The following is a 22,884-nucleotide window of genomic DNA, read 5'->3' as shown; positions in this document are numbered from 1 at the left end:
TTAAAGTCGTAATTTGTCATTCGACACGTTCATTGCTTAAAGCTGTTTTAAACTCTGAGCTAAATGCCAAGTCATACGGTTAATGAATTCAGCAATCAGAAAGCCAATGGCGATGACACCGGCAATGATGACGACTTGCGCTAAATATTGATTGGCGATATCAGGATGGCCGGTGACTAAGTTGCGCACGACCCGATAAGATTGGCCACCAGGGACTAGTGGCACTAGACTGGGAATATTAAAAATGATCATTGGCATGTGCTTATAGTGAGCGGCCAGGCCACTGGCAACGCCGATGACAATGGCGGCGACGAGGTTACCAATGGCGAGTTTAACGTCAATAGTAGTGGGTAAGATCTGGTAGAGGGCTTCGTAAGTCACCCAGCCAGCCGCGCCGACCCAACCGCTCAAGTTAACTGCTCGGCGTGGAATGTTAAGCAGCACACCGAAGCCCGCGGTAGCGAGGTAAGCGAGAATTGTTTGTAATAAGCCAGTGGTTAAAAGCCAATGCCACAAGTGTGTCACCTCCAGTTAGTAAAAAATTGATGTTAACGCGATGCCGAGGCCAATAGCGCACGCGGATAGAATCGCTTCGATGGCACGTGCCGGGCCGCTGAGTAAATTGCCGGTCATGGTATCGCGGACGGCATTTGTGATGGCGACGCCGGGAACGAGGGGCATCACGGCACCGATAATGATTGCGTCTGGATGGTATGGCGCGTGTGTTAAGTAAAAACCAATCAGCGTGATCAACCCAATGAGAAAGGCCCCAATAAACTCACTTAAAAAGCGGATATGCCCGAGTCGGTTGACCCAATAATACGTCGCAAAGCCTGCCATACCAGCGAGTCCGCAAGTGATTAAATCAGCGGGGGTCGCGTGACCAGTAAAGGCAATCATCAATGGCACGCTGACAACAAGTGCCGCAATAACTAGCCAACTAAAAGGAAAAGTTGGCACCGCTTGATTAACATGGGTTAAAGCGGTCGCAAATTCATTAAGATCAATGTCATGTGCTGCAAATTGCCGTGATAGGGTGTTCACTTGATCAACCTTTTCTAAATCCATGCCACGTTGGTGAATCGCACGAACTTGGCTGGCGTCAGCGTCTGGCAAGGAGACGGTAATTCCCGTCAAAAGGACGAAGACCTGCGCTTCGGGATGCCCCGCGTTGGCGGCAATCCGGTGCATCGTATCTTCAACGCGCGCAATTTCGGCCCCGTTTTCGAGCAGAATGGCCCCCGCCAGCAAGGTGGTCTGCATGAGTAATTTTGTTTCGGCCATGAGGGCCATCTCCCTTGAATAGAATACTTGTATTTTCTCACGAAAAATGCGAATCGTCACTCGTTTGGGACAGATTGCTTGACCATTGCCCTACTTATACGGGAAAATTAAGCTGTAAATAAAATACTGGAGGCATCACGATGACAGAATTAACTAAGCTTACCGATACGTATGCTTTGAATAACGGCACCAAGATTCCAATCGTTGGTTTTGGGACCTGGCAAACGCCAGATGGTCAAGTGGCTTATGATTCAGTCTTAGCTGCGTTGAAAGCGGGTTACCGCCACATTGACACGGCCGCTGCTTATGGCAACGAAGATAGTGTTGGCAAGGCGATTGCGGATAGCGGGGTTGCGCGTGAAGATCTTTTCGTCACAACTAAGTTATGGAACGCAGATCATGGTTACGAACAAACTAAGGCCGCTTTAGCGACTTCATTAAAAAAACTAGGTTTGGATTATGTTGATCTTTATTTAATTCATTGGCCAAATCCAGTAGCAATGCGGAATAATTTCGAACAATTGACCGCGGATACTTGGCGCGCGATGGAAGAATTGTACGCCAGCCGTAAAGCCCGTGCAATCGGGGTCTCAAACTTCCGACCAAAGCACTTAGACGTTTTATTAAAGACGGCCAAAGTGGTGCCAGCGGTAAACCAAATTTTCTTGAATCCTAGTGATATGGAAGCAGATGTAGTGGCTTATAACGAAAGCCATGGCATTTTATCCGAAGCTTACAGTCCTTTAGGTACCGGTAAAATTTTCGGTATTCCAGAATTGAAGACGATTGCGGACAAGTATCACAAGAGTGTTGCGCAAGTTGTGCTACGTTGGTCACTACAAAATGGCTTCTTACCATTGCCAAAATCAGTGCATGCGGACCGAATTCAGCAAAATACCGAATTGTTCGATTTTGAATTGAGTGCGGCTGACATGGAAACCATCGATGGGATGCATGGTGTAGCTGGCTTAGCCAACGACCCTGACCAAGTTGATTTCTAAGTTAAACCATTAGTTTTTTGACGCTAAATCTTAAGAGCCTGAATCTGGGCTCTTTTTTGTTGGATTCTTTCCGGTTCAGCAGCGAGCATTCGGTGAACCTGACCTGATAATGGCATTTTTGTCCAAGCTGACTAACAAAAAAATCGACTCACTTTAGTTTCGGGAAGTCTCCCGGTTTTAAAGTGAGTCGATTTTTTGTTAATAGGTTACTTTAAAGTTTGTTGGGCGCGTTGCCGTTACCACGGGGTGCTCAGCGAAATAATCCGCAATTAAGACGGTCATATCCGTTGAAAGCTGCCGTTGGATCTTGTCGGTACCAAACATGGGATAGTTGCCGCCACCGCCAGCCCGATAATGATTCAATGTCACTGTCAAAGATTGTTCAGGTTGAACAGGGGTGCCATGGTAATCCAGCTGAACGACGCGATCACCAATCGGTCGCGTGAGATCAAAAGTATAATCAATCCCACTATAAATATCATAAATATAATGGCGTAATTTTGGTTTCAAAAATTCAGGATTGACGATAACTTTGCCGGCGACTAGTAAGAAATAGCTGGCACAACGTTCTAACGCTTGTTTCAAATCAGCGCCGGTAATCGTCTCGACTGCTAATTTGTTCGGATAAACGTAACTATTCATCACTTCGCGCATCGTGACATGCTGTTTTAAGCCCGGCACCTCATCGTTGAACAGGGCCGTCGCCGCGATATCTGTGCCAGTTGCCGCCATTTCAACTTGGTTAATGAAATTGAGATAGGGATGGTTATGTAACCGCGCTTGTAGATGGCTATGAACCAACATACTGCCATTGATCTTGCCTAATGGTGTGTCGAGCCAATTTTCCATCTGTGTGTTGATCGGTGCTAACAACGCCATCATCGCGTCATCGGGTGCGGTGTTTTTGACGCTGAAGACTTCTGGTTTGCGTTTAGTGACTTGTTTGTGATCATCTAAGTCGAGCGTGATCATGGCCACATTAGCACCCTTCATGCCGGGTTGTGTCACGGGAACGCCGTGAACCGTCACGGCTAGGCGACGATGTTGATGACCGGTAATCATGGCATCGATTCCGGGAACTTCCGCCAAGAGCGCTGAGCCGCGGTTTTCGCCGTTGAGCCGTTCTGTTGGGGCGTCAGTTTTAGGGTCACGTTCGAGTCCGCCATGATAGGCAACGACGACGACATCCGCGAGCTTGTGCAACTTAGGAACGTAGGCTTTGGCGGTTTCGACGACATCCGTAAAATGTAATCCAGTGAGATGCCGTGGCAATTCCCAGCGTGACACAAATTGGGTCGTTAACCCTAAAATAGCTACTTTAACGCCGGCCCGTTCAAGAATCGTATAAGGCTTAGCAAACAACGTCCGTTGCAAGTCATCGTGAATATTTGCGGCCAGCATCGGATAATGACGACTCGATTCACATAAGTCCAAAAAGTCTAAACCATAATTAAATTCATGATTGCCAAAAACACCCGCTTGAACGTGGTTGCAGTTAGCTAGCCGTGAATATAACGGGGCGGCTTCTTGATGGCGCCGCGCGATGAAATAGGTTAACGGTGAACCTTGCACGAAATCACCGTTCTCAATCACGATTGGCCAGACTTGGTCATTATCGGTCGCGGTTAGTTGCTGGATCATGGTCGCCGCGCGACTCAAACCGAAAGGCACCACCCGGTCGCGCCGGCTATAGTCGGTGGGCGCTAAGTAGCCATGAACATCGCTGGTTGAGATTAATTTGATTTGCATTCGCCGGGCCTCCACTTATTATTTTAATGTCTATTATAACAATATTAACGCTAATAAAGTTAATCATGACAGTTTACAAGTCAACTTTTTTTCTGATCAAATGGCGCTAACCAACGCCACCCCGTGCAATCCTCAAACTTTCTTCATAAATCGGGCAAAATTCGACTAAATGTTTACGCTATCATTAGGTAATAGCAATTGTAACGATAATCACAGTGGAGGAGGAACATATGAACAACGCTAAGCTAAGCAAAATTAACTTAACGCCCAAGTCTGGGTTAAATGCGACCGAGGTGGCTGCGCGACTGGAAGAATTCGGTGTCAATGAATTGATTGCTAGCCGGCAACCCCCGTTATGGCGGAAAATTTGGCAACATCTCAGTGACGTTTCATCTTTAGTGCTGTTATTTGCCGTGGGCCTGGCGACTTATATGGCCGTAGCCCAAGGTGGTGGCTGGATGAAGACGATCGTGATTGGTGCGATTTTGATCATCAACGTCGCAATCGGTCTCTATCAAGAGGCTTCGGCAGAAAAAGCGCTCGCTGCGTTGAAATCAATGAGTTTACCGACAACGACGGTGCGTCGTGACAACGTGACACAAACGATTGCCGCCGAACAAGTGGTGCCGGGTGATCTGGTCCATTTAAAAGCAGGGGATCAGGTGCCAGCGGATGCTATTGTTATTGAGAGCACCAATTTAACCATTGACGAGGCCGTCTTGACTGGGGAAAGTGTGCCAGTTGAAAAAATAACCTATGACCCCACAACGGAACCGCTTGAGTCACAACAAGCTTTCGCAGGAACAGCGGTCACCGGTGGTACGGCAGTGATTCAAATTGTGGCGACCGGGATGGCGACCGAATTAGGGCAAATTGCCGGTCTATTGAATAAAACCAAAAAACGTGCGACGCCTTTGCAAGGACGCTTAAATCGCTTATCCGGTTGGTTGACCACCTTTGCCGTATTAGGTGGCATGGTCATCTTCGGCCTCAGCATTTGGGTTCAACATCAAGGGGTTGCGGATAGTTTAATGATTGGAATCTCGTTGGCGGTCGCGGCCGTCCCAGAAACGTTACCGATTATTGTAACGATTAGTTTGTCACATGGAGTGCGGCGAATGGCGGAACGCAATGCGATTATGCGTCGGGTCAGTGCGGTGGAAACGATTGGTGGCGTTGATGTGATTGCCTCCGATAAGACCGGTACGTTGACGCAAAATAAAATGACGATTACCAAATACTGGACGCCTAAAACCGGGATTAAAGCGGCGACTGAAGCCGTGCCCGCAGCTGGGCGCCAATTGATGCAAGCATTAGGACTGGCGACCAACGCTGAAATCAAGCAAGTGGCGGGGGAAGAACAGACCTTAGGTGATGCCACTGAATTGGCGATTGTACGTTGGCTAGCCCATAACAAGACCAGTCGGGCCGATTTTGAAAAAGACTATCCACGGGTTGCCGAAGATCCGTTTGACTCGAAGAAAAAGATGATGACGACGGTGCATACGCTAAATGATGACCAGCAATTGGTGATCGTCAAAGGTGCGCTGGATCGGTTACCGTTGAAGGCGGATAGTACGAGTTATACCGCTGCTCAGCAGGCCCATGATCAATTTGGGGAAGCCGCGTTGCGAGTCTTAGCGGTGGGTTATAAAGTGATGCCCAGCCAAGCTGATCCTAGCGCAAATTGGGCGGCGGTTAATGAAGGCCTAACGTTGGCCGGCATTGTTGGTATTATTGATCCACCACGGCCAGAAGTGATTCCTGCCATCCGTGAAGCTAAGCGTGCCGGGATTAAACCGGTGATGATTACGGGTGATCACTTGGTGACTGCGACCGCTATCGCTAAAGATATTGGCATTTTGACGGATGATCAACAAGTGATGTCTGGTGAAACGTTGCGTGGCTTGTCAGATGATGAGTTGACGGCACAAATTAAAACGATTGCGGTGTATGCTCGTGTGTCACCGAAAGATAAGATTCGAATCGTGCAAGCTTGGCAGGCAACCGGTGCCACGGTCGCGATGACGGGTGACGGCGTTAATGATGCGCCCGCCTTGAAAGCGGCGGATGTTGGGATTGCCATGGGAATCACCGGGACCGAGGTTTCCAAGGGTGCGGCTGATATGATTTTGACGGATGATAATTTTGCCACGATCATTGCCGCGGTCAAAGAAGGTCGGACCGTTTACCAAAACATTTTGAAAGCCGTTGAGTTCTTAGTCGGTGTGAACTTTGCCCAAATCTTCCTGATGGTTGGAGCCGTGTTATTCGGTTGGGGTGCGCCACTCTTAGCGGAACAACTCCTGATCGTTAACGTGTTAGCGGATGGAATTCCTGGTTTCTATATTAGTCGGGAACCCGGCGAACCAACCGCGATGCAACAAGCGCCAGTTGGCAGTGATGAAAGTATCTTAGCACGTGGTCTGGGTCGTCGTTTAGGCTTGCGAGCGGTGACGTTTACGATCCTCACGTTAGGCATTTATGCGCTGGGTCGGTTCGTTTTAACGGCCAACCAAGCGACTGTTGGGATGACGATGGTCTTCCTAGTCTTGGCAGTCGGGTCGATGATCGATATTTACGCGATCAAGGACCGCCAACCATTGACATTAGCGAGTTTGAAACGTAATCCAACTTTAAATTGGGCGTTACTAGTCGGTGTTGCCGTCGTCATTGCGATCGCAGCTATTCCAGGATTAGGCAGCTTGATTGGTCTGGTGGCACTACCAGCAAGTGCTTGGGTCATCGCGATTGTCGGCATGTTTGTGCCAACAATCGTCTTAGAACTCAACAAGCGTTGGCAGCGGCGCCGTCAGGGTTATGTGACGGATTTAGCCGAATAAAGAATTCTGAATGAAAATCAAAAACAGGTTCGAAGATTCTCAAGGTTGAGGATCTTTGGACCTGTTTTTAGGTGTTAAGTCTTATAGGTTGTATAACCGTTCAGCGTTACCGGCTAAAACTTGTTCACGGTCAGTTGCGGCAACGTTTAAATGCTGAATCATCGCCGGACCTTCCGTCATCCAAGCCGTTTTAACTGGGTAAGAGGAACCATAAATGACATTGTTCGCGCCGAGAACTTTCATCGCAATTTCGAGGTTGTCAGGACCCCAAGGCTGTGCATGTGAAACTTCGTAGAAAATGTTGTTTTCCAAGCGGTCCTGAACACTGCTGGTATTCGTATCAAAGCGGCCGTTACCGGAATCGTGTGGAAGAAACATCGTCTTGTACGTGAAGTAACCGCCACCCAGCATCGAGTGAATCAACTTTAGGTCAGGTAGGTCTTCGAACAGATCACTGAAGACTTCACGACTAATCGCAATGATCTGGTCCTCACAACGACCATAGGATCGCCGTAAATTTTCATAATCCTTGATCGATTCGTACTCAATTGGAACGGGTGAATGGTGAATGTAAACGGGAATCTTTTTTGCCGCAACGTGCTTGAAGAAGCTCCGGTAAGCTGGGTTGTCGAGATAGCCGTCTTGATAATGTGTTGAGAGCTGAAGGCCGTTTAAGCCTAGTTCATCAATAGCATAATCCAGTTCCGCCAAATTTTCCGGCGTGTCATAAGGGGGAACCGTAGCTAATGCGACCATCCGACCATGACTAGCCTGGACGTGCTTCGCCACAGCGCGATTAAAGATCTTACATAGGTCTAAATCCAGCCATTCTTGACAACCGGGTAGCTTCAACACGGCTTTATCAACGTGGCCAGCGTCCATATCATGAAGTTGATGGTCAAGCGTATAGTCATTTTGAAAATAATCTAGGCTACTTTGACCGATGGGTTCTTCAATCACGAATTTTTTCGAGCCATCAGGTAATTGACTAACGGTGGCCTTAGAATCATGGCCGTGATTAACGGCTTGCACAAACTTTTGTTGTAGCTGTTCATCAGTGAATAACTCGGCTGGTAACCAGTAGACATTGGCATCAATAATCATTCTGAATCTCTCCTTGTCGTTAAAACTTAGTGACTTGCGATTGCTGCGGTATCCGCATCAGTCGTCAATTCTTTTAATTCAACATTTAAAACTTTAGTGTCTTTTGTAACTGGACCGAATTGGGTCGGCATAACGCTCTTCAACCGATCAGTCTTGGTGACGACCATCATGACAGTTGTGTCGTAGCCTGCAGCGGTAATGGCTGGTTCGTCAAATTCAACGAGCAATTCACCTTTCTTGACCCGCATCCCCTGGTTCACATGCATTTTAAAGTGTTTGCCTTGTAAATTAACGGTGTCAATCCCGATATGAATTAAGAGTTCTTCACCATCATCTGTGACCATCCCCACGGCATGGCCGGTCGGATAAGCGACGCGGATAACGCCAGCAGCTGGTGCGTAAACGTTGCCTTCACTAGGCTTGATGGCAATCCCATCACCTAAGATCAATTTTGAGAAAACATCATCGTTGACGGTCGTTAAATCGAAACTTTCGCCAGCAACTGGGGCATAAACGTCACTATGTTCAACGGCTTTTTGAGCTTGTTTAGGATCAGCAGCATCCTTTTTAGCGCCTAAGACTAAGGCGGCAACTAAAGCAATTGCAAAGGCAATGACCCCACTGAGACATAAACCAATGAAACCAGCATCGATCCCTTTAGGATTAATGAAACAAGGTAGGCCTAAGATCCCACTCGCACCGAATGAGTAAAGTTTTGAACCAGAGAAGCCAGCGATGGCCCCACCAATCCCAGCAGCAGTGAACGAAGATAACAGGATCTTTTTACGTGGAATCAAGACACCGTAAAGGGCTGGTTCATTAATCCCGAAGAAGGCTGAAATGGCAGCAGCGACAGACATACTCTTGACACGTTCATCGCGAGCACGAATTGCAACCCCAACTGCGGAGCCCAAAACGGCTAAACCACCAGCAAAAATCAAGGGGTTGATCACATCGTAGCCATAGTGCGCAACGTCGATGGCAAAGAATGGGATAACGGCCCAATGTAAGCCAAACATAACCAAAATACTCCAGAAGAAACCAAGCAGGAAACCGGCAATCCCTTTGTTCAAACCAACTAACCAGAGAACCGTATCACTCAAGATGTTTTGCAAAATCATGGCGATTGGGCCGATGATAATCAAACTAACGATTCCGGCAATGAGTAGTGTGAAGAAGGGGACAAAGACCATCTTTAAAACATCTGGAATGACTTTGTCGCAGTACTTGTAAACGTAGCTTGCGAACCAAACGATGATAATGATAGGAATGACCGTGCTAGCGTATGACTGTAATGCGACCGGAATTCCTAAGAAGGTCAATTTATATTTCAAAGCAAAGATGGTTCCTTTGAAAATGGTTGAAACGGCGGTACTGCTGGCGGCAGTTGCCAAGGTTGGATAGACCAAGAATGCGCCTAAGGTAACCCCATAAATTTCCTTCAAACCAAACTTACGAGCGGCACTCCAGCCAATGACGACTGGGAAGAAGTAGAATAGCGTGTCACCTAAAGCACTTAGAATAATATAAGTACCGCTCTTGTCAGTTAAGAGGCCAGTGACGGTACAAAGTGAAAGAATCGCTTTGATCATCCCGGCGCCAGACAATAGGCCTAAAACGGGAATAAAGATTGAACTGATTAAACCGAGGGCTTTGTTCAAAAAGCCCTTTTCATCATCGTCGCCACCAGTTGGCGCTGCGGTATCATTACCGGCAACGACGCTATCTGGAAACTTTGCAACGGCTAAAATAGCCTCATAAACACTGCCAACACTAGGACCGATGACCACTTGGTATTGACCACCTTGCTTCACCACATCCAGCACACCATCTAAATTTTTGATGGCGGCATCGTTGGCCTGGGACTCGTCTTTTAAAACGAATCGCACTCGGGTGACACAGTGGGTAATGCTTTGAACGTTACTTTTGGTACCGACATTTTCAAGAATGTCTTTAGCTAATGGTTTGTAATCCATTTTGAACAACCCTTTCAATTGTTGTATTTATCAAATTTAATTGACATACAATAATCGATTTTTATGATGGAGTCCCGATTATGGCTCCTTAATGAGTTAGTTGTTTTTCTCGTACACATCTAGTAAGCGACTGCCACTGACAAATTTTGCAATGATCTCCTCGAAGGTACCCGCGGGGACTGGATTACCAATCGTTTCAAACGATAAGCCGTAATCTTGAGCTTGTAGGAAATAATAGTGGAACCCATCGCAGTACCCAGCAATCAAGACGGTTTTGTCAGTGGAAGCGCGGAGCAACTTAGCACCAGCTGAAGCTAGCTCGCCTGGAAAAATGAAAAGCCGTAAGTTACCAAGATCCAGAATTTGTAGACTGAGTAAGTCATGGAACTGCGGTTGTTGCAGTTGGCCTTCACATTTTTCAATGATGGCAGCGACTGGTTGTGACCCAACCGACTTTTTAGCGCCACTCTTCAAATCCGCAATCATCTGAGTCAATTGTTCATCATAAAGCTTCTTATCGTTAACCACTTCATGGCTTAAAGTCAAAGTTCGAATTTTGCCCAGCTCGATGGTCTTAGGCGTTTGAATCTTGGCAATCGCTTGTGATAAACCCGTTGTGACCCGTTCTAGTTCGGAGAAGTCACGACCTTGGCGTTCATAGCGATTGCTAGAATCCGCGGCACAGCCAATTAACATTAAGGGGAAAAAGCCCCAATCTTCAGCGAGTTTCGCGCAGGTATTGCCGGCTAAATCTGCGGTTAAATATTGGTTATCTGGACCTAACACGGTGGAGTGGACGGCCATATTAACGATGCCAGCCACGGCTTGACCGTTTTGCATAAACTTGATGACACTGACGGCATTATCTGATGGCTTGTTGGGATGATTTCGATTGCTGTAGTAACCGAAAATTTCACGCTGACCATATTGCACGGTCACATCGGTTAATGTTTCACGACATTCTTCGAAGGCAGCTAGGAAACTGTTTACGAAGAAGTCGTAGTAACTTTGACTGAACTTACCAAATTCCCAGGTTCGGTGATAATCCCGAACGGAATGGTGGTCATGGGTGACGCCAATAATGACGTGATCCATCGCGATGCCATACTGGCGACTGATGCGTTGTCGAATATCGGCCGCAACGACGTCTTCTAATTCCAACAGATCCCCGGTAGCTAAGAAGCATTCATCACCTTTTTCATCGTAGAAAAGTAACGCATTGATAAAAATATGATCATGGACGCCTTTCGCAGGTTGATTGCGTAACGGTGTTTTATAGCCCAACAAATAAAATGGTGCGGTTGGGGTAATATCTTTTCTAGCATGTCCAACTAACATTTGGCAGCATCCTCCTTAATTAATTTTTGGCCTAACTGGGTGCAAGCCTTCAAAACGAGCTGATCTGAACCACGACCTAAGTGCGTGTTCATGGCTTGATAGGTGACCTGATCGAAGTCGCGGGCTTCTGGTAAATACTTGGCCGCTCCATTAACGAGTGTGGCAACCATGGTCGTTTGGTCAGTACCTAAAGCATGGCGGCACTTGTTACCAAATTGACTGTTCAATTCTGGTTGCGTGCCAATTAATAATAACTGGTTGAGCTTTATCCCAACAACACTTAGATCAACCGTGGCACCAGTGGGCTCGAAGTCGTCTTGATGGGTTGGGGTTAACTCAAACGTCGTCAATTTTTGAACCTTTGTCGGTAACGTCATTGGTTGCGCAACCTGTTGAACTTGGCTGAGTGTTGTCCAAGTGGTGATTGTTTGGACGGCTTGTTGAATACTTTCATAGAAGACGTCACCTTGACGTTGCATTAAACTTTTAGCCACGGCAAAGGGTTCATCGTTATGACCAACAAACAATGGTCGCTGATCACCGGCGGCACCGGGTAAGAAGATGGCCACTTGCTGATCTGTTTCATATTTCTTTAAGCCAAAACCCACTAAATCACTGGAAATCATGCGTTGGTCGGCATCATCGGTGAGGTGGTCTAAGACGCTTGGTTGTAGGTCGTAATTAACAAGCAAGTGGCGCTGACCGTCCGCTTTTTGAAAGGCCCAGACACGTAGTTGATGATTGGAATAGCCTGCAAAATTTCGACCGAGCCACCAGCCAGCCGGAGTGGCAACATTGCGGTTGACGTTTAGTGGGCAGTCAACCACCGCGTGCCCCAACTTAACTGGTTGCAGATCTTGTTGCGCGGCTTGGCAACTCATCACTAAGCTAGCCATCAATTTGGCGAGAATGAAATCGTAAATTTGATGAGCAGCAGCGGTTTGCGGGTTGCTTGGTAGATGCGGCGCAGCGAAAGTGTGCGTTACCGTGATCCAAATATTGGCTGGTGCCACTGACAATGTTGCTGCCACCTTGTCTTTGAAAAGTTCAATGACTCGGTGATTGGGTAATGAGGTCAGATCCAATGAAACGAGTACAAATGGCTGAGGCCCAGCAATCAACATGATTCGACTATTAAGCGTATCCAATTGTTTAGCAAATTCTCGGATGGGGAAGTCGGTTGGTTTAAAATCAATCACAGCTTTACCAAATCCCACTTGAATTGTTTTCAAAAGCCTGTGCTCCTTTCTAATTATCTGTGTAACCGTTTTCTTTACAGTGCCCATTATGGTCCGCTAACCATTGACACGCAATTCTAAGTCTGACTATACTTATGCCTGTAAGGAATAAAAAGCTTAATTAGACCAATTTCGCATTGATGGGAGTGTCGGAACATGGATTTGAAATATTTAGATAATTTTTTAGCCCTAGTCAAAACGCAGAACTTTTCGGAAGCGGCGGATGCTTGTTACATTTCACAGTCGTCCTTTTCGAAAAGAATCAAGCGCTTGGAAGGTGAGTTAGGTGTACCGTTGTTTGAACGGACCACTCGGCAAGTTAAGTTGACGCCGTATGGTGAGATCTATTTAAAGTACGCCACCAAGATCAAACTATTATCTGAGCAAGCGGCTGATGAAATCAATCGGCGGCATTCCGAAGATAGCGGTTTAGTCATTGGTGGTATTCCGTCAATCAATGAATATGGCATCTTAGATTTGATCACTGGTTTTATGAGTTCGCAACAGATTCGTTGTAGAGTGAAAACGGGGCCATCGGAAGACTTGGAGCCGATGTTAGCAAATAAGACGATTGATTTTGCCTTCGTCAAGGATGTTCAAAATGGGGAACTTTTCACGCAATTACCGTATACCGAAGACCATTTAGTGGCAGTTTTACCGAAGGAGCATCCGCTAGCGCAACAGAAAAGTGTGCATATTAAGCAGTTAGCAACGGAGGACTTCATTTTTCAGCCAGTCAATTCACGGCCCTATGAACTTTGTGTCCAGATTTGTCAGAAAAACGGTTTTACGCCCAATGTGATTTATGCGGATCGGATTGTTGAAAACATTTTGAATTTTGTCAAAAAAGGGCTCGGAGTCTCACTATTGATGCAAAAGTTGGTGCCAGCAGATCCAGACTTAGTGGCTTTACCCATTGAACCTACCGTTGTGGCGGATATCAATCTCTGTTATTTGAGGCAGGCCAAGTTAAATCGTTATCAACAACAGTTTGTGGATTATTTTAATGGTGATCGAGACTAGTGTCTGGTCGACGACCTAAAGTTATCCGTCTCCGTGGGCCAGCACGTTCGCTGTGAGGTGACCTACAGCCAAAGACCGGTCTGCAGGGCGCTTTCAAGCCGAAAATCGCGTCTTAAAAGTCGGCCAGACACTAACCTGGGGAAATCACCCAGCTAAGTGTCTCGACACGGCGAACGAACTGGCCCACTCTGACGTAAAATACTGGTTGTAATCAATAAAGCACTGACATAATCAGGGCTCAACGAAAGTCGATTGATTAGATTTTCTGATTTAGCACAGGGATGGCTGGTGCTTAGTGGCGAAGTTTCCCTTTGCTGGTTCACTTCCAGTTTAGAGAAAGATCAGCTTGTGAGACCGCACTTTGGGGCCCGGACCAACCGGAGCGAAAAGTTAAGACTACAGCTATAAATACGACAGCTGGGCTACAATAGTTGGTTGTTGATAAACCTAATTATTCAAATAAGATGGTACGCGTTTTCGAATGACCATTATAGATAGCAAAAAGCCACATCTTCGTATGAAAAGGTGTGGCTTTTTTACTGGCAAATTATCACTAATTAAGTTTAGCTAACGCTTGTTTTGCAGTATCGCTGCCTAATTTGACACCTTTGCCGTCTAGATAAAGTTGTGCCAAATTAATGTCCCCAGTAATATCAACAGATTTGTAAGCGGCTTGATAGTATTTTGCAGCCTTCTTGTATTGCTGCTTGGCATCATAGATAGCGTGGGGCTTTCATATCTTTAAGCGCATTCGGTGAATAATATCAGCTAAAATAAAAAACGCTTGGCAGTTGATCTCCAGGCGTTCGAGTTATCTTAAAATTTAGAAAACCGGCCGTTTAGCAGGTTTAGATTTCAAATCATCACAGTTATAAGTGGCTAATTCCTGTAAACCGTCTTTGCTGGCATCAAAGTAAGCGGTCAAACCTTGAGCAATCATGAGGTTCAACTGTTTGTCCGCATCAAATTGGACTACCAGAACGGGAGTCTTTTCTGCGACGGCGGCGCCGATTTCAAACATTGTGCCAGAATCAGGTTCGTTATTGTCGCTCGTCATGTCGAAATCTAAGAGTGCGACCACTAAATCTGCCCGGTGGACTTGGCGCATGTCAGAAGCGTAGACGTATTGTTGCCAAGCACGGCTACCAAAAGGCTCATCTTCAAATTGGTGTTCTTGTGGCTGGAAAATGCCATCGGAATTGATCGTTGGATTCGCAATTAATGCGGCCTTTACTTGTTCGATACGTGCTTGTTGCGCATCGTCAAAAAAGGGAGCTGCTAAATAAACGTTATTCATGAAGAAAGTCCTTTCTTTGTTGCAGTAGTTTTGGGTATGTCTTATTTTAGCGGAAAGCGGGTAGTGGTTTCAAGTAGTCTTGGCATTAAGTTAATTGTTTATACATATTATGTAGATTATAATTCTACATAATCTAATGTATATAGTGAATTTGCTTGTAATCGAAGCTAGTTTCAGGTAAATTAAGATTTAACATTGGAGGAATGAGAATGGCAACAACGGCTCTAGCAACGTTTAAAATGACTCCGTGGGACCAACTGCCCGCGATGCCCATTTACATGGATCAATTATTGCAATTAGTGAATCAAGCCTTGGCGCCACTGGCATTGCCAGCGGTAACGAAAACCATGGTGAATAGTTATGTGAAACAGCATTTTTTTAGTCGGCCAGTGGGGCGGCAATATCAACGTAATCATGTGGTTGCCGTGATGGTTGTCACCATTTTAAAGCAGGACTTTTCATTGGCAACGATTAGTCAGGCAATCAACGGCATTCGTGAATCACGTTTGGTTGAGAAACGCTATGAGGCATTCGCTATGGCATTTGAACAAACGTTACATGGGCAAACCGTGTCAGTCAAGCCTACTGATCGAACGACTCAAGCGGTGCAATTAGCTGCTCAGACGGTGGCATATCATCTATTAACCCAGCAAACTTTGGCATAAGCTTGCGGCATGAGAGGAATTGAACTGATGACGACCAAGAAAAAATGGATTTTGGTATTAGTGGGACTGGTCACTGTTTTAATTATTGGTATTACTGGCGGTAGTTTCTATCTGTATCATTTTGCTTTTGAACCCACGCCTAAGGTACTGACATCGACATCAAAAACAAGCCACACCACGTTGTTGAAAAATAAAGCCTGGTTGAAAAAGGTGAACAAGCAAACGTGGCATGAAACCTCGGCTACGGATCATCTGAAGTTGGTCGCGGATTTTGTCCCAGCAACCAAAAAGACGACGCGTACGATTGTGATCGCGCATGGTTATATGGGTAATAAAGAACAGATGGCGAGCTATATTCGGTTATGGCATCGTCAAGGGTATAATGTGCTGGCACCAGATGATCGCGGAAATGGTCAAAGCCAAGGAAACTATTATGGCTTTGGCTGGCCTGATCGGTTAGATTATGTCAAATGGACCAAACAAATCGTCCGTCGTTTAGGATCTGACAGCCAAATTGGCCTGTTTGGCGTTTCGATGGGTGGTGCGACTGTGATGATGATGAGCGGCGAAAAACTGCCCTCACAAGTGAAGGCGATTATTGAAGATTGTGGCTATACGAGTGTCACCGATGAACTCGCGTATGAATTGAAGCAATTGTATCACTTGCCGAAGTTCCCGCTAATTTATACGGCGAGCTGGGTCGCAGACTGGAAGGCTCATTTTAACTTTTTAGAGGCGAGTTCAGTGAACCAATTGAAGAAGAATAAACTACCGATCTTCTTCATTCATGGGGCAGACGATACTTTTGTCCCCACGAAGATGGTGTATGAAAACTATCGGGCCACAACGGTCAAAGATAAAAAGCTCTGGGTCGTACCGGGTGCTAAGCACGGGGAAGCCTTAAACAAGCAGCCAGATCAGTATGAAGAAAAAGTAGCCGTATTTATGGCGTCACATATGAAGTAGCTAAGAATGCCTAGTTGATGGGAATAGTCGATCCCCATCAACCAGGCATTTTTGGTGTAAAAGATATAATTGAGCATAAATGGGACTTGACAGTTTTAAAGTAAGGGCTTACATTTAATTCATACAAACGAATAAAACTAGACATGTAACTGGTAAAGCAGGCAGGATCTAAAAGGACATTGGGTGACGACTCAGTATCTTTTCAGGTCCTGTTTTTTTATGTCTGAAGGAGTGTTATAAGATGGATTTTAAAGCAAGTGCTCAGGCAATTATTGCTGGTGTTGGTGGTACAAAAAATGTTGTTACTTTAATTCACTGTTCAACGCGACTACGATTCACATTAAATGATTTTGATAAGGCAAATCTCGAACAGTTACTGACGACCATTGCTTCATCATCTCCACAGTTGATTGAAATTACTCAGCAGATCATCAATCATGCAACGGAACATTTACATTTGAAGCTTAGCGATACGTTGTTTATTTCACTATTAGACCATTTGAAGTTTGCACTGGAGCGCGCCGAAAAAGGAATTGTGATTACAAATCGAGTTTACTGGGAAATTAAAACTTACTATGCTGCTGAATTTGCTACTGGAAGTTTTGCCGTTACCATAATGAATCAGCAACTAGGTACGGTATTTTCTGATCAGGAAGCGGCAAATATTGCTGCACATGTAATCAATGCCGAAAATGGTACAGATGAGCGTAAAGATGCGCTAAAAGCTGGCCAACTGATTGGTCGGGTAATTAATATTATCAAGTATCAAGCTGGTGGTGCTTTGGACGAAGCGAGTCCGAATTATCAACGTTGCTTAGTTCACGTTAAGTTTTTGGTTGAACGAGCTATTGCACATAACTTGCTAACGGATAGTGACCCGGCCATGGTTGCGTTAGTCCAAAGCCAAAATCAACGTGCCTATCAAATTGCGCAAAAGGTTGCCGTTTATTTAAATATGAAATTTACTAAACCGTTACCAGATGAAGAAGTGATGTTGATGGCAATGCAAATTCAACGAATCTTGAAGTAGCCGAGAGACGAGTTGAAATGATTGATAGCACAACTGTTCGATCAATAGGCATTGGTATTTGCACGCACGTTGCCCTATTATTTTAACGTGGACTTTCAGACCATCGTTGTTCGTCATCAAACTTTAACGGACTTAAATACCGATTAAAAGGTAAGTTCAACCACCAGTTGATGGTTAAAAATGAGACTTACCGCTATGATGAAAGTGAGGATTAGGGGGCGAACAACGTGCAATTACAAGAAATGTTAAGAATACGTCGTCAGCAGCGAGGGCTGACTCAAGTACAGCTCGCACGCCAGTTATTTGTCACGACCCAGGCCGTTTCTAAGTGGAAAACTGGTAAGGCGGTGCCGTCGATTGACAACCTATTAGCTTTGTCGGGTTTTTACAATGTTTCGTTGGATGAATTGATTCAGGGGAGTCCGTTCTTTAAGAAGCCCTATCTGGTTGGTAAACGGTTTAGTTTTGGTCGGGCCATTAGCTTGGGCTTGTTTTGGTTAGCTGTCAGTTTGCTATTCACGGGTTTTGGTACTCAGCCATGGTGGTTATTCGTGGCGATAATGGGTTTCGGAATCGTCGTGGTTTTACCGGTTGCGGTGGACGATTATTGGGTCATCACGCATGATGGACTAGTCTTGAATCACTATGCCACGACCATATGGGCCAAATTCAAACAAGTGTTACGTCACCCGACGCAAACGGTGATCTGCTATGATCAGTTGCAAACCGTCACGCTTCATTACCGAGTGCGCCAGCGGGTCTCACCGTTTGATATTAACCCGGATTACTTTCAGTTAGTGTTAACGACTGCTACCATGACGAGGACGTTAGCGTTAAACGCACAAGTCGATCAATATTTGCCACAGTTAGTGAATTATTTAACGCGGAACGGGGTTCAAGTCAACGATGACCAGGCCGTGCTACCCGTTATTATCAGTGGTCAATCGTTATATGAACACTTTCATACGACTTAATACAAGTAGTCATAAGCGTCCGTGACAAAACGCTTGGCTCACATTAAAAAAGGTAGTTCTGAGAAATCGTTTGATTTCTCAGAACTACCTTTTTTAAGCTTATGCACGTACAGAGATACGATCAATACAAGCAGTCTTGCGACAATAATTTTCCGAATCTTTTTCATTCTCTTTACCCATGATGTACGAAGGGGCAATAACAGAAACTAATTTAGAAGAGAAGATGAAAGCCTTTTTAACGGTTAAGCTTTATTTTTAAATGGATGCCGCATCGTTGGAATGAAGATTAGAACCACGATAAAGTTCAATAATAGCGATAGTGCCGTAAAAATGAACACCCCATTATAGTCAAACCAATTTGAGACGACCCCACCGAGTAAAGAACCTAACATACTACCCAGGGCTTGGAAGGATTGGTTCCAACTGAAAATGGTCCCCGTTAAATGATAGGGCGTATTTTTTGAAAGTAACGTTTGTACCGTGGGGAAAAGGGCCCCATCGGAGATCCCAATCATGAAGCGCAATAGGCCAAGTGTCCAAATGCTGGAAACGAAGCCTTGTGGGAAGTACATTAAGATTGCGAATACGAAGCCAAAGACTAAAATGCGGTCGGTTCCACGAGTATCTCCTAAATGCCCCAACCGTGGCGCAGACAAAAGTGTTGAGATCCCCGGTAGTGCGGCGATGATTCCGGCCACGACGGTAATAGGACCAACGTTATGCATCAACTGTTTCACGTACAGACTGATAATTGGGGTGATCGAGTTATTTCCCATTTGAATAATCATTGTGGAAACTAAGAGGGTCACGATCAAAGTTGGATTTTTGAATTGGCTAAGTAAACTGCCAGTTTCTTTTTGAGCGGTAATCGGTGCGGGATGATAGTTTTCATGAACGAGCGTTAAGCTTAGCACGAAGACAATCAACAATAGAATCCCCGTAATGATGAACGTTAAACGAATTGAGAAGACTTGCGCCAAAACGCCGCCAAGAATAGGGCCAATTAAGTTGCCAGAAACATAGCCTGTTGTGAGAATCCCAATGGCGGTCCCACTGCTTTCTTTAGGTGTTTCGGTGGCAATTAGCGCACTGGCGTTAGGAATGTAGCCAGCGCATAATCCTTGTAAGAACCGCAAGAAAATCAGCATCCAAATGTTATGTACAAATCCCATGGCACCAATGACTACGGCCATCCCTAAGGAAGAACGTAGTAACATGATTTTACGGCCACGGCGGTCGGCGAGTTTGCCCCAAAGTGGCGAGACGACGGCGATGACGAAAAAAGTGACCGCATAAGTGAGCCCACTGTACATCGTGAGCTGTCCCCGGGTAAAATGGCCCAGTTCACTCACGTATAATGATAAAAACGGCATCACTTCGGAGAAGCCCATGCCGGCAATAAATGTGCCTAACCATAAAACGGCTAGATTTCGCCGCCAACCTTCAAGAGCGCCCTTCAACTATGTCACCTTCCTTAGCCTGTTATTTAATAAATACGAAAATTAATGGCGTTTCATTTTTTTGAGCAACTATTTTTTTGAAACTGATGGGATCATTAATCTCTCTTCATCTTACGGCTTTTTAAAAGTAAGTACAACGACCAAGTTTGGGTAAAAGTGACTTGACCATTGCCGCTGAAAAACGGACAATGGTTAACATTGTAGAAAGGGTGAACGTCGTGAAGCAGGAAACGAAGTATCAGATTGAAATCGTGGCACCAAAACATCGGCACATGTCGAATTGGGACATGTTTGCCACCTGGATTGGTGCCAATGCCAACAATGGGACATGGTATGTTGGTGGGGTCTTAGCAGCCTGTGGGTTATTGACTGCTTTGAAAGTAATCGTTGCTTCGTCGACGTTGTCGTATTTATGTTTATCGTTGGTCGGGTTTATGGGCTATAAAACTGGGGCTTCAACGATGAGTTTAATTCGGGGGTCATTTGGCGTTCGTGGGAGTTACGTGCCGTCATTCGTCAATTTGACGATTTATATTGGCTGGACGGCCGTCAACACTTTTATTGCCGCGACTTCGGTGAGTTATCTGTTACATGATATTATCGGTTGGCCGGTTTATGGTCAGCCTGGGGGTGCCAAAGGCTTGATCATGGGGGTCGTTGTGATGAGTATCCTCCATTTTCTAAGCGTTTCAGTCGGCCAGCGTTCCGTACAAATTGTGGAACGGATTGGGATTATTTTAGTGATTCTATTCGTGCTATGGGAATCTGTGGTTGTTTTCAAAACGGTCACCTTCTCCCAATTACTGTCATGGCAGGCACCAGCTAAATTGCACATGACTGCGGGAGCTGGGATGGATACTTTGGCGGCGTTTAATTTGGCATGGGTAATTGCTGGAGCGGACTTTACACGGTTCACGCGTAAACGATCCGGGGCAACTAAGATGCCATTCTTAGGTGCTTTTACCGGGGTATTTTGGTTTGCTTTTATTGGTTTAGCGGCCACGATGAGCATTGCCATTACTTCAGGAACTTATGATCCTAATAATTCTGATCCTAGCACGATTGCCAGTCGTTTAGGGCTGGGTGTGTTGGCCTTACTAGTGATTATCTTGACGAGTATGACAGCCAATGCGGTCAACCTATTGGCAGCGGGTTCAGCCTTGTCGAATATTTTTCCGAAAATTAGATTACGGCCAGCTTTGTGGGCCGTTACGGCAATTGCGACTTTAGTGACGCTGATTCCATTCGCCATTGGCAGCTTTTTAGCGGCCTTCACGGCTTTTCTGGATTATATTGGGATGGTTTTAGGACCGATGATTGCGGTGATGCTGATCGATTATTATTGGCGGCATCATCAAAATTATGACGTCAATGAATTAGCAAGTTCTAAAGGGCAATATTGGTATGCGCATGGCGTGAACTGGATTGCCCTAGGTTGCTGGGTACTAGGTGTTGCCATCTATTTAGGGTTAAAACGACTCCCGTTTGTGGCGAATGTCACTGGCGCGACGTTTATTGATATGGTCATCATCGGTTTCATTTATATGGGCTTAATGCGGATTTTCTACCCAATGAAAACCAAATCTGCTTAATTTGGATTACAATGGAGAAGTAAACGAAATTTAAAGGGGCGTAACTATGTTTAAATTAGATGCAATTGATAAAGTATTAGCTGAACTCGGAGATCACGTGGACTTTGCCACGGTCGCTAAAAAACAAGCTGATTTGGGAGTCCAACATTTTCAATATGACGTTGCGGCTGGTTCCACGACTTATTTTGGTGCTGACGGTTACTTAGTAGAACGCCGGACCAATGGTTTAGGGACCAAGGTAGCTATGGAAGAAGACGCCAAGGAGGTTGCTAAAGTTGGTCAGGAATATGTTGATGGTAAATTATCATTAGCGGATGCGGTCAAACGTTTAGCGGCAGCTGGTTGTCAAGCTTGGACCGCTAACTTGAAGCGCCAAGTGATCGATTTCAGTGGTGCCGAAGGTAAGTTCATGGCGACGATTAAATTTTAATGATTATCAATTTAGACTCAACGATTTAATGACATCGTTGAGCCTTTTTTCGGCTTAATGAAGGCCTTGTCAACAAAATATTTGGCATGATAAACTTTAACCTAGCAGTAACGGACGTGATCCGACAACATTTGGAGGGGCAAAGTTGAGATGATGAAATTAGTTTTAGTGATTACCGGGATATTGGTCATTGTGGCAAGCTATTATCAATGGCGATTGCGACAGGATCATCGAAAATTGCTTGATTATTTGTCAGATTATCATAAAACCATGACGATCCAACAAATTCAAGCGGGCCGCCGCTTTGCCTTACAAAGTGATTACTGGCGACAACCAGAGATTGTTCGAGCCCAACGTTATGCGCGGGTGGGTAAATTGATTGCGATTGGCTGCGCTATTTTGGTTGGACTGGAATTGCTGGGTTTATTTGATGGCACACCGAATGCGCAACTTTGGTTTAGTGAAAGTCTTGGTGGAGTGGTCTTAGGATTAGCACTGAACACTTATGGTCATTGGCTGTTCAATCAGGCAATTGTGCAACTGACTGCGATCAAGGATGGTGTTGTCACATTGGCGAGTACCCCAGCGGACTTGGGCACGGCCGCGGCAAAGCATCACGTTAAGTCGCGAACCGCTTGGGTGACGATCGTTTGCATAGGACTGTTTGCTAGCTTGGTCAATTTGTGGCCGGTTGGTGGACTACGAGACCAGACTGTGACGTGGACGGTGACTTTCTTAGTGGACAAGTTGAAGCAGTCGAAACCGCGACCGCTAACCAGAGATGAGCGCACGCTTAATGACGCCCAATATGTCCGAAAATTAGCGACAAGTTCGACACAATCGTTGACGCAAAAACAAACTGTGGGGTTACTTTCTCTTATACTACACCGCGGCCACTAATCAAGACTTATGGC

The 22,884-nt window shown here is 45.6% G+C and carries 19 protein-coding genes; 10 read left to right on the top strand and 9 right to left on the bottom strand.

Features of this window, described 5'->3' with window-relative positions; translation table 11 throughout:
* Positions 1 to 36 precede the first annotated feature (36 nt).
* Positions 37 to 516: a threonine/serine exporter family protein gene (locus RA086_RS13280; protein ID WP_308704254.1), complete on the bottom strand. Its 480-nt coding sequence runs from the start codon at positions 514 to 516 to the stop codon at positions 37 to 39.
* A gap of 15 nt (positions 517 to 531) precedes the next feature.
* A complete protein-coding gene (locus RA086_RS13275; RefSeq protein WP_308704253.1) occupies positions 532 to 1,284 on the bottom strand; it encodes a threonine/serine exporter family protein in 753 nt (250 codons plus the stop codon).
* A gap of 140 nt (positions 1,285 to 1,424) precedes the next feature.
* On the opposite strand from RA086_RS13275, the gene RA086_RS13270 reads away from it, so the two are divergent.
* The gene (locus RA086_RS13270) at positions 1,425 to 2,285 is read left to right on the top strand and encodes an aldo/keto reductase (protein WP_308704252.1); all 861 of its coding nucleotides are present in this window, start codon (positions 1,425 to 1,427) and stop codon (positions 2,283 to 2,285) included.
* 198 nt (positions 2,286 to 2,483) lie between these two features.
* Here RA086_RS13270 and RA086_RS13265 read toward each other — a convergent pair whose 3' ends face one another.
* Positions 2,484 to 4,034: a bifunctional metallophosphatase/5'-nucleotidase gene (locus RA086_RS13265; protein ID WP_308704251.1), complete on the bottom strand. Its 1,551-nt coding sequence runs from the start codon at positions 4,032 to 4,034 to the stop codon at positions 2,484 to 2,486.
* Between the two features lie 230 nt (positions 4,035 to 4,264).
* On the opposite strand from RA086_RS13265, the gene RA086_RS13260 reads away from it, so the two are divergent.
* Positions 4,265 to 6,877: a cation-translocating P-type ATPase gene (locus RA086_RS13260; protein WP_308704250.1), complete on the top strand. Its 2,613-nt coding sequence runs from the start codon at positions 4,265 to 4,267 to the stop codon at positions 6,875 to 6,877.
* Between the two features lie 81 nt (positions 6,878 to 6,958).
* Here the strand turns inward: RA086_RS13260 and RA086_RS13255 are convergent, their stop codons facing one another.
* The 4 genes from RA086_RS13255 to RA086_RS13240 form a co-directional block, all read right to left on the bottom strand.
* Positions 6,959 to 7,981 (bottom strand): amidohydrolase family protein, encoded by a 1,023-nt coding sequence (locus RA086_RS13255; RefSeq protein WP_308704249.1) that lies wholly within the window; start codon positions 7,979 to 7,981, stop codon positions 6,959 to 6,961.
* 26 nt (positions 7,982 to 8,007) lie between these two features.
* A complete protein-coding gene (locus RA086_RS13250; protein ID WP_308704248.1) occupies positions 8,008 to 9,957 on the bottom strand; it encodes a beta-glucoside-specific PTS transporter subunit IIABC in 1,950 nt (649 codons plus the stop codon).
* A 96-nt stretch (positions 9,958 to 10,053) separates the two neighbouring features.
* Positions 10,054 to 11,295, bottom strand: a complete 1,242-nt coding sequence (locus tag RA086_RS13245; RefSeq protein WP_308704247.1) for a neutral/alkaline non-lysosomal ceramidase N-terminal domain-containing protein — start codon at positions 11,293 to 11,295, stop codon at positions 10,054 to 10,056.
* The gene (locus RA086_RS13240; RefSeq protein ID WP_308704246.1) at positions 11,289 to 12,527 is read right to left on the bottom strand and encodes a hypothetical protein; all 1,239 of its coding nucleotides are present in this window, start codon (positions 12,525 to 12,527) and stop codon (positions 11,289 to 11,291) included. Before RA086_RS13240 ends, RA086_RS13245 begins: the two co-directional genes overlap by 7 nt.
* A gap of 162 nt (positions 12,528 to 12,689) precedes the next feature.
* Here RA086_RS13240 and RA086_RS13235 point away from each other — a divergent pair, with 162 nt between their 5' ends.
* On the top strand, positions 12,690 to 13,556 hold the full coding sequence (locus tag RA086_RS13235) for a LysR family transcriptional regulator (protein ID WP_308704245.1): 867 nt from the start codon (positions 12,690 to 12,692) through the stop codon (positions 13,554 to 13,556).
* 823 nt (positions 13,557 to 14,379) lie between these two features.
* Here RA086_RS13235 and RA086_RS13230 read toward each other — a convergent pair.
* A complete protein-coding gene (locus RA086_RS13230) occupies positions 14,380 to 14,853 on the bottom strand; it encodes a nucleoside 2-deoxyribosyltransferase (RefSeq protein WP_308704244.1) in 474 nt (157 codons plus the stop codon).
* 209 nt (positions 14,854 to 15,062) lie between these two features.
* Here RA086_RS13230 and RA086_RS13225 point away from each other — a divergent pair, with 209 nt between their 5' ends.
* From RA086_RS13225 to RA086_RS13210, 4 genes are all read left to right on the top strand, one after another.
* On the top strand, positions 15,063 to 15,518 hold the full coding sequence (locus RA086_RS13225) for a DUF1836 domain-containing protein (RefSeq protein WP_308704243.1): 456 nt from the start codon (positions 15,063 to 15,065) through the stop codon (positions 15,516 to 15,518).
* A 27-nt stretch (positions 15,519 to 15,545) separates the two neighbouring features.
* Positions 15,546 to 16,484, top strand: a complete 939-nt coding sequence (locus tag RA086_RS13220; RefSeq protein WP_308704242.1) for an alpha/beta hydrolase — start codon at positions 15,546 to 15,548, stop codon at positions 16,482 to 16,484.
* A 241-nt stretch (positions 16,485 to 16,725) separates the two neighbouring features.
* On the top strand, positions 16,726 to 17,514 hold the full coding sequence (locus RA086_RS13215) for a PRD domain-containing protein (RefSeq protein ID WP_308704241.1): 789 nt from the start codon (positions 16,726 to 16,728) through the stop codon (positions 17,512 to 17,514).
* Positions 17,515 to 17,741: 227 nt separating this feature from the next.
* On the top strand, positions 17,742 to 18,488 hold the full coding sequence (locus RA086_RS13210; RefSeq protein WP_308704240.1) for a helix-turn-helix domain-containing protein: 747 nt from the start codon (positions 17,742 to 17,744) through the stop codon (positions 18,486 to 18,488).
* A 242-nt stretch (positions 18,489 to 18,730) separates the two neighbouring features.
* Here RA086_RS13210 and RA086_RS13205 read toward each other — a convergent pair whose 3' ends face one another.
* Positions 18,731 to 19,948: an MFS transporter gene (locus RA086_RS13205; RefSeq protein ID WP_308704239.1), complete on the bottom strand. Its 1,218-nt coding sequence runs from the start codon at positions 19,946 to 19,948 to the stop codon at positions 18,731 to 18,733.
* Positions 19,949 to 20,166: 218 nt separating this feature from the next.
* On the opposite strand from RA086_RS13205, the gene RA086_RS13200 reads away from it, so the two are divergent.
* The 3 genes from RA086_RS13200 to RA086_RS13190 all read left to right on the top strand — a co-directional run bounded on the left by RA086_RS13200 (position 20,167) and on the right by RA086_RS13190 (position 22,870).
* Positions 20,167 to 21,540: a cytosine permease gene (locus tag RA086_RS13200; RefSeq protein ID WP_308704238.1), complete on the top strand. Its 1,374-nt coding sequence runs from the start codon at positions 20,167 to 20,169 to the stop codon at positions 21,538 to 21,540.
* 46 nt (positions 21,541 to 21,586) lie between these two features.
* Complete coding sequence (locus RA086_RS13195) at positions 21,587 to 21,970, top strand: DUF1398 family protein (protein ID WP_308704237.1); 384 nt, start codon at positions 21,587 to 21,589, stop codon at positions 21,968 to 21,970.
* Positions 21,971 to 22,120: 150 nt separating this feature from the next.
* Positions 22,121 to 22,870 (top strand): hypothetical protein, encoded by a 750-nt coding sequence (locus RA086_RS13190; RefSeq protein WP_308704236.1) that lies wholly within the window; start codon positions 22,121 to 22,123, stop codon positions 22,868 to 22,870.
* The last annotated feature ends 14 nt before the right edge of the window (positions 22,871 to 22,884 follow it).

This window comes from Lactiplantibacillus brownii, assembly GCF_031085375.1.
In the GTDB taxonomy this organism is placed as follows: domain Bacteria; phylum Bacillota; class Bacilli; order Lactobacillales; family Lactobacillaceae; genus Lactiplantibacillus; species Lactiplantibacillus brownii.
This window is presented reverse-complemented; position numbering and strand designations above follow the sequence as displayed.

Excerpts from the sequence above, each read along its gene's own strand:
- RA086_RS13275 (WP_308704253.1), bottom strand. The coding sequence starts at position 1,284 with ATGGCCGAAACAAAATTACTCATGCAGACCACCTTGCTGGCGGGGGCC.
- RA086_RS13270 (WP_308704252.1), top strand. The coding sequence starts at position 1,425 with ATGACAGAATTAACTAAGCTTACCGATACGTATGCTTTGAATAACGGC.
- RA086_RS13265 (WP_308704251.1), bottom strand. The coding sequence starts at position 4,034 with ATGCAAATCAAATTAATCTCAACCAGCGATGTTCATGGCTACTTAGCG.
- RA086_RS13260 (WP_308704250.1), top strand. The coding sequence starts at position 4,265 with ATGAACAACGCTAAGCTAAGCAAAATTAACTTAACGCCCAAGTCTGGG.
- RA086_RS13255 (WP_308704249.1), bottom strand. The coding sequence starts at position 7,981 with ATGATTATTGATGCCAATGTCTACTGGTTACCAGCCGAGTTATTCACT.
- RA086_RS13250 (WP_308704248.1), bottom strand. The coding sequence starts at position 9,957 with ATGGATTACAAACCATTAGCTAAAGACATTCTTGAAAATGTCGGTACC.
- RA086_RS13245 (WP_308704247.1), bottom strand. The coding sequence starts at position 11,295 with ATGTTAGTTGGACATGCTAGAAAAGATATTACCCCAACCGCACCATTT.
- RA086_RS13235 (WP_308704245.1), top strand. The coding sequence starts at position 12,690 with ATGGATTTGAAATATTTAGATAATTTTTTAGCCCTAGTCAAAACGCAG.
- RA086_RS13230 (WP_308704244.1), bottom strand. The coding sequence starts at position 14,853 with ATGAATAACGTTTATTTAGCAGCTCCCTTTTTTGACGATGCGCAACAA.
- RA086_RS13225 (WP_308704243.1), top strand. The coding sequence starts at position 15,063 with ATGGCAACAACGGCTCTAGCAACGTTTAAAATGACTCCGTGGGACCAA.
- RA086_RS13220 (WP_308704242.1), top strand. The coding sequence starts at position 15,546 with ATGACGACCAAGAAAAAATGGATTTTGGTATTAGTGGGACTGGTCACT.
- RA086_RS13215 (WP_308704241.1), top strand. The coding sequence starts at position 16,726 with ATGGATTTTAAAGCAAGTGCTCAGGCAATTATTGCTGGTGTTGGTGGT.
- RA086_RS13195 (WP_308704237.1), top strand. The coding sequence starts at position 21,587 with ATGTTTAAATTAGATGCAATTGATAAAGTATTAGCTGAACTCGGAGAT.
- RA086_RS13190 (WP_308704236.1), top strand. The coding sequence starts at position 22,121 with ATGATGAAATTAGTTTTAGTGATTACCGGGATATTGGTCATTGTGGCA.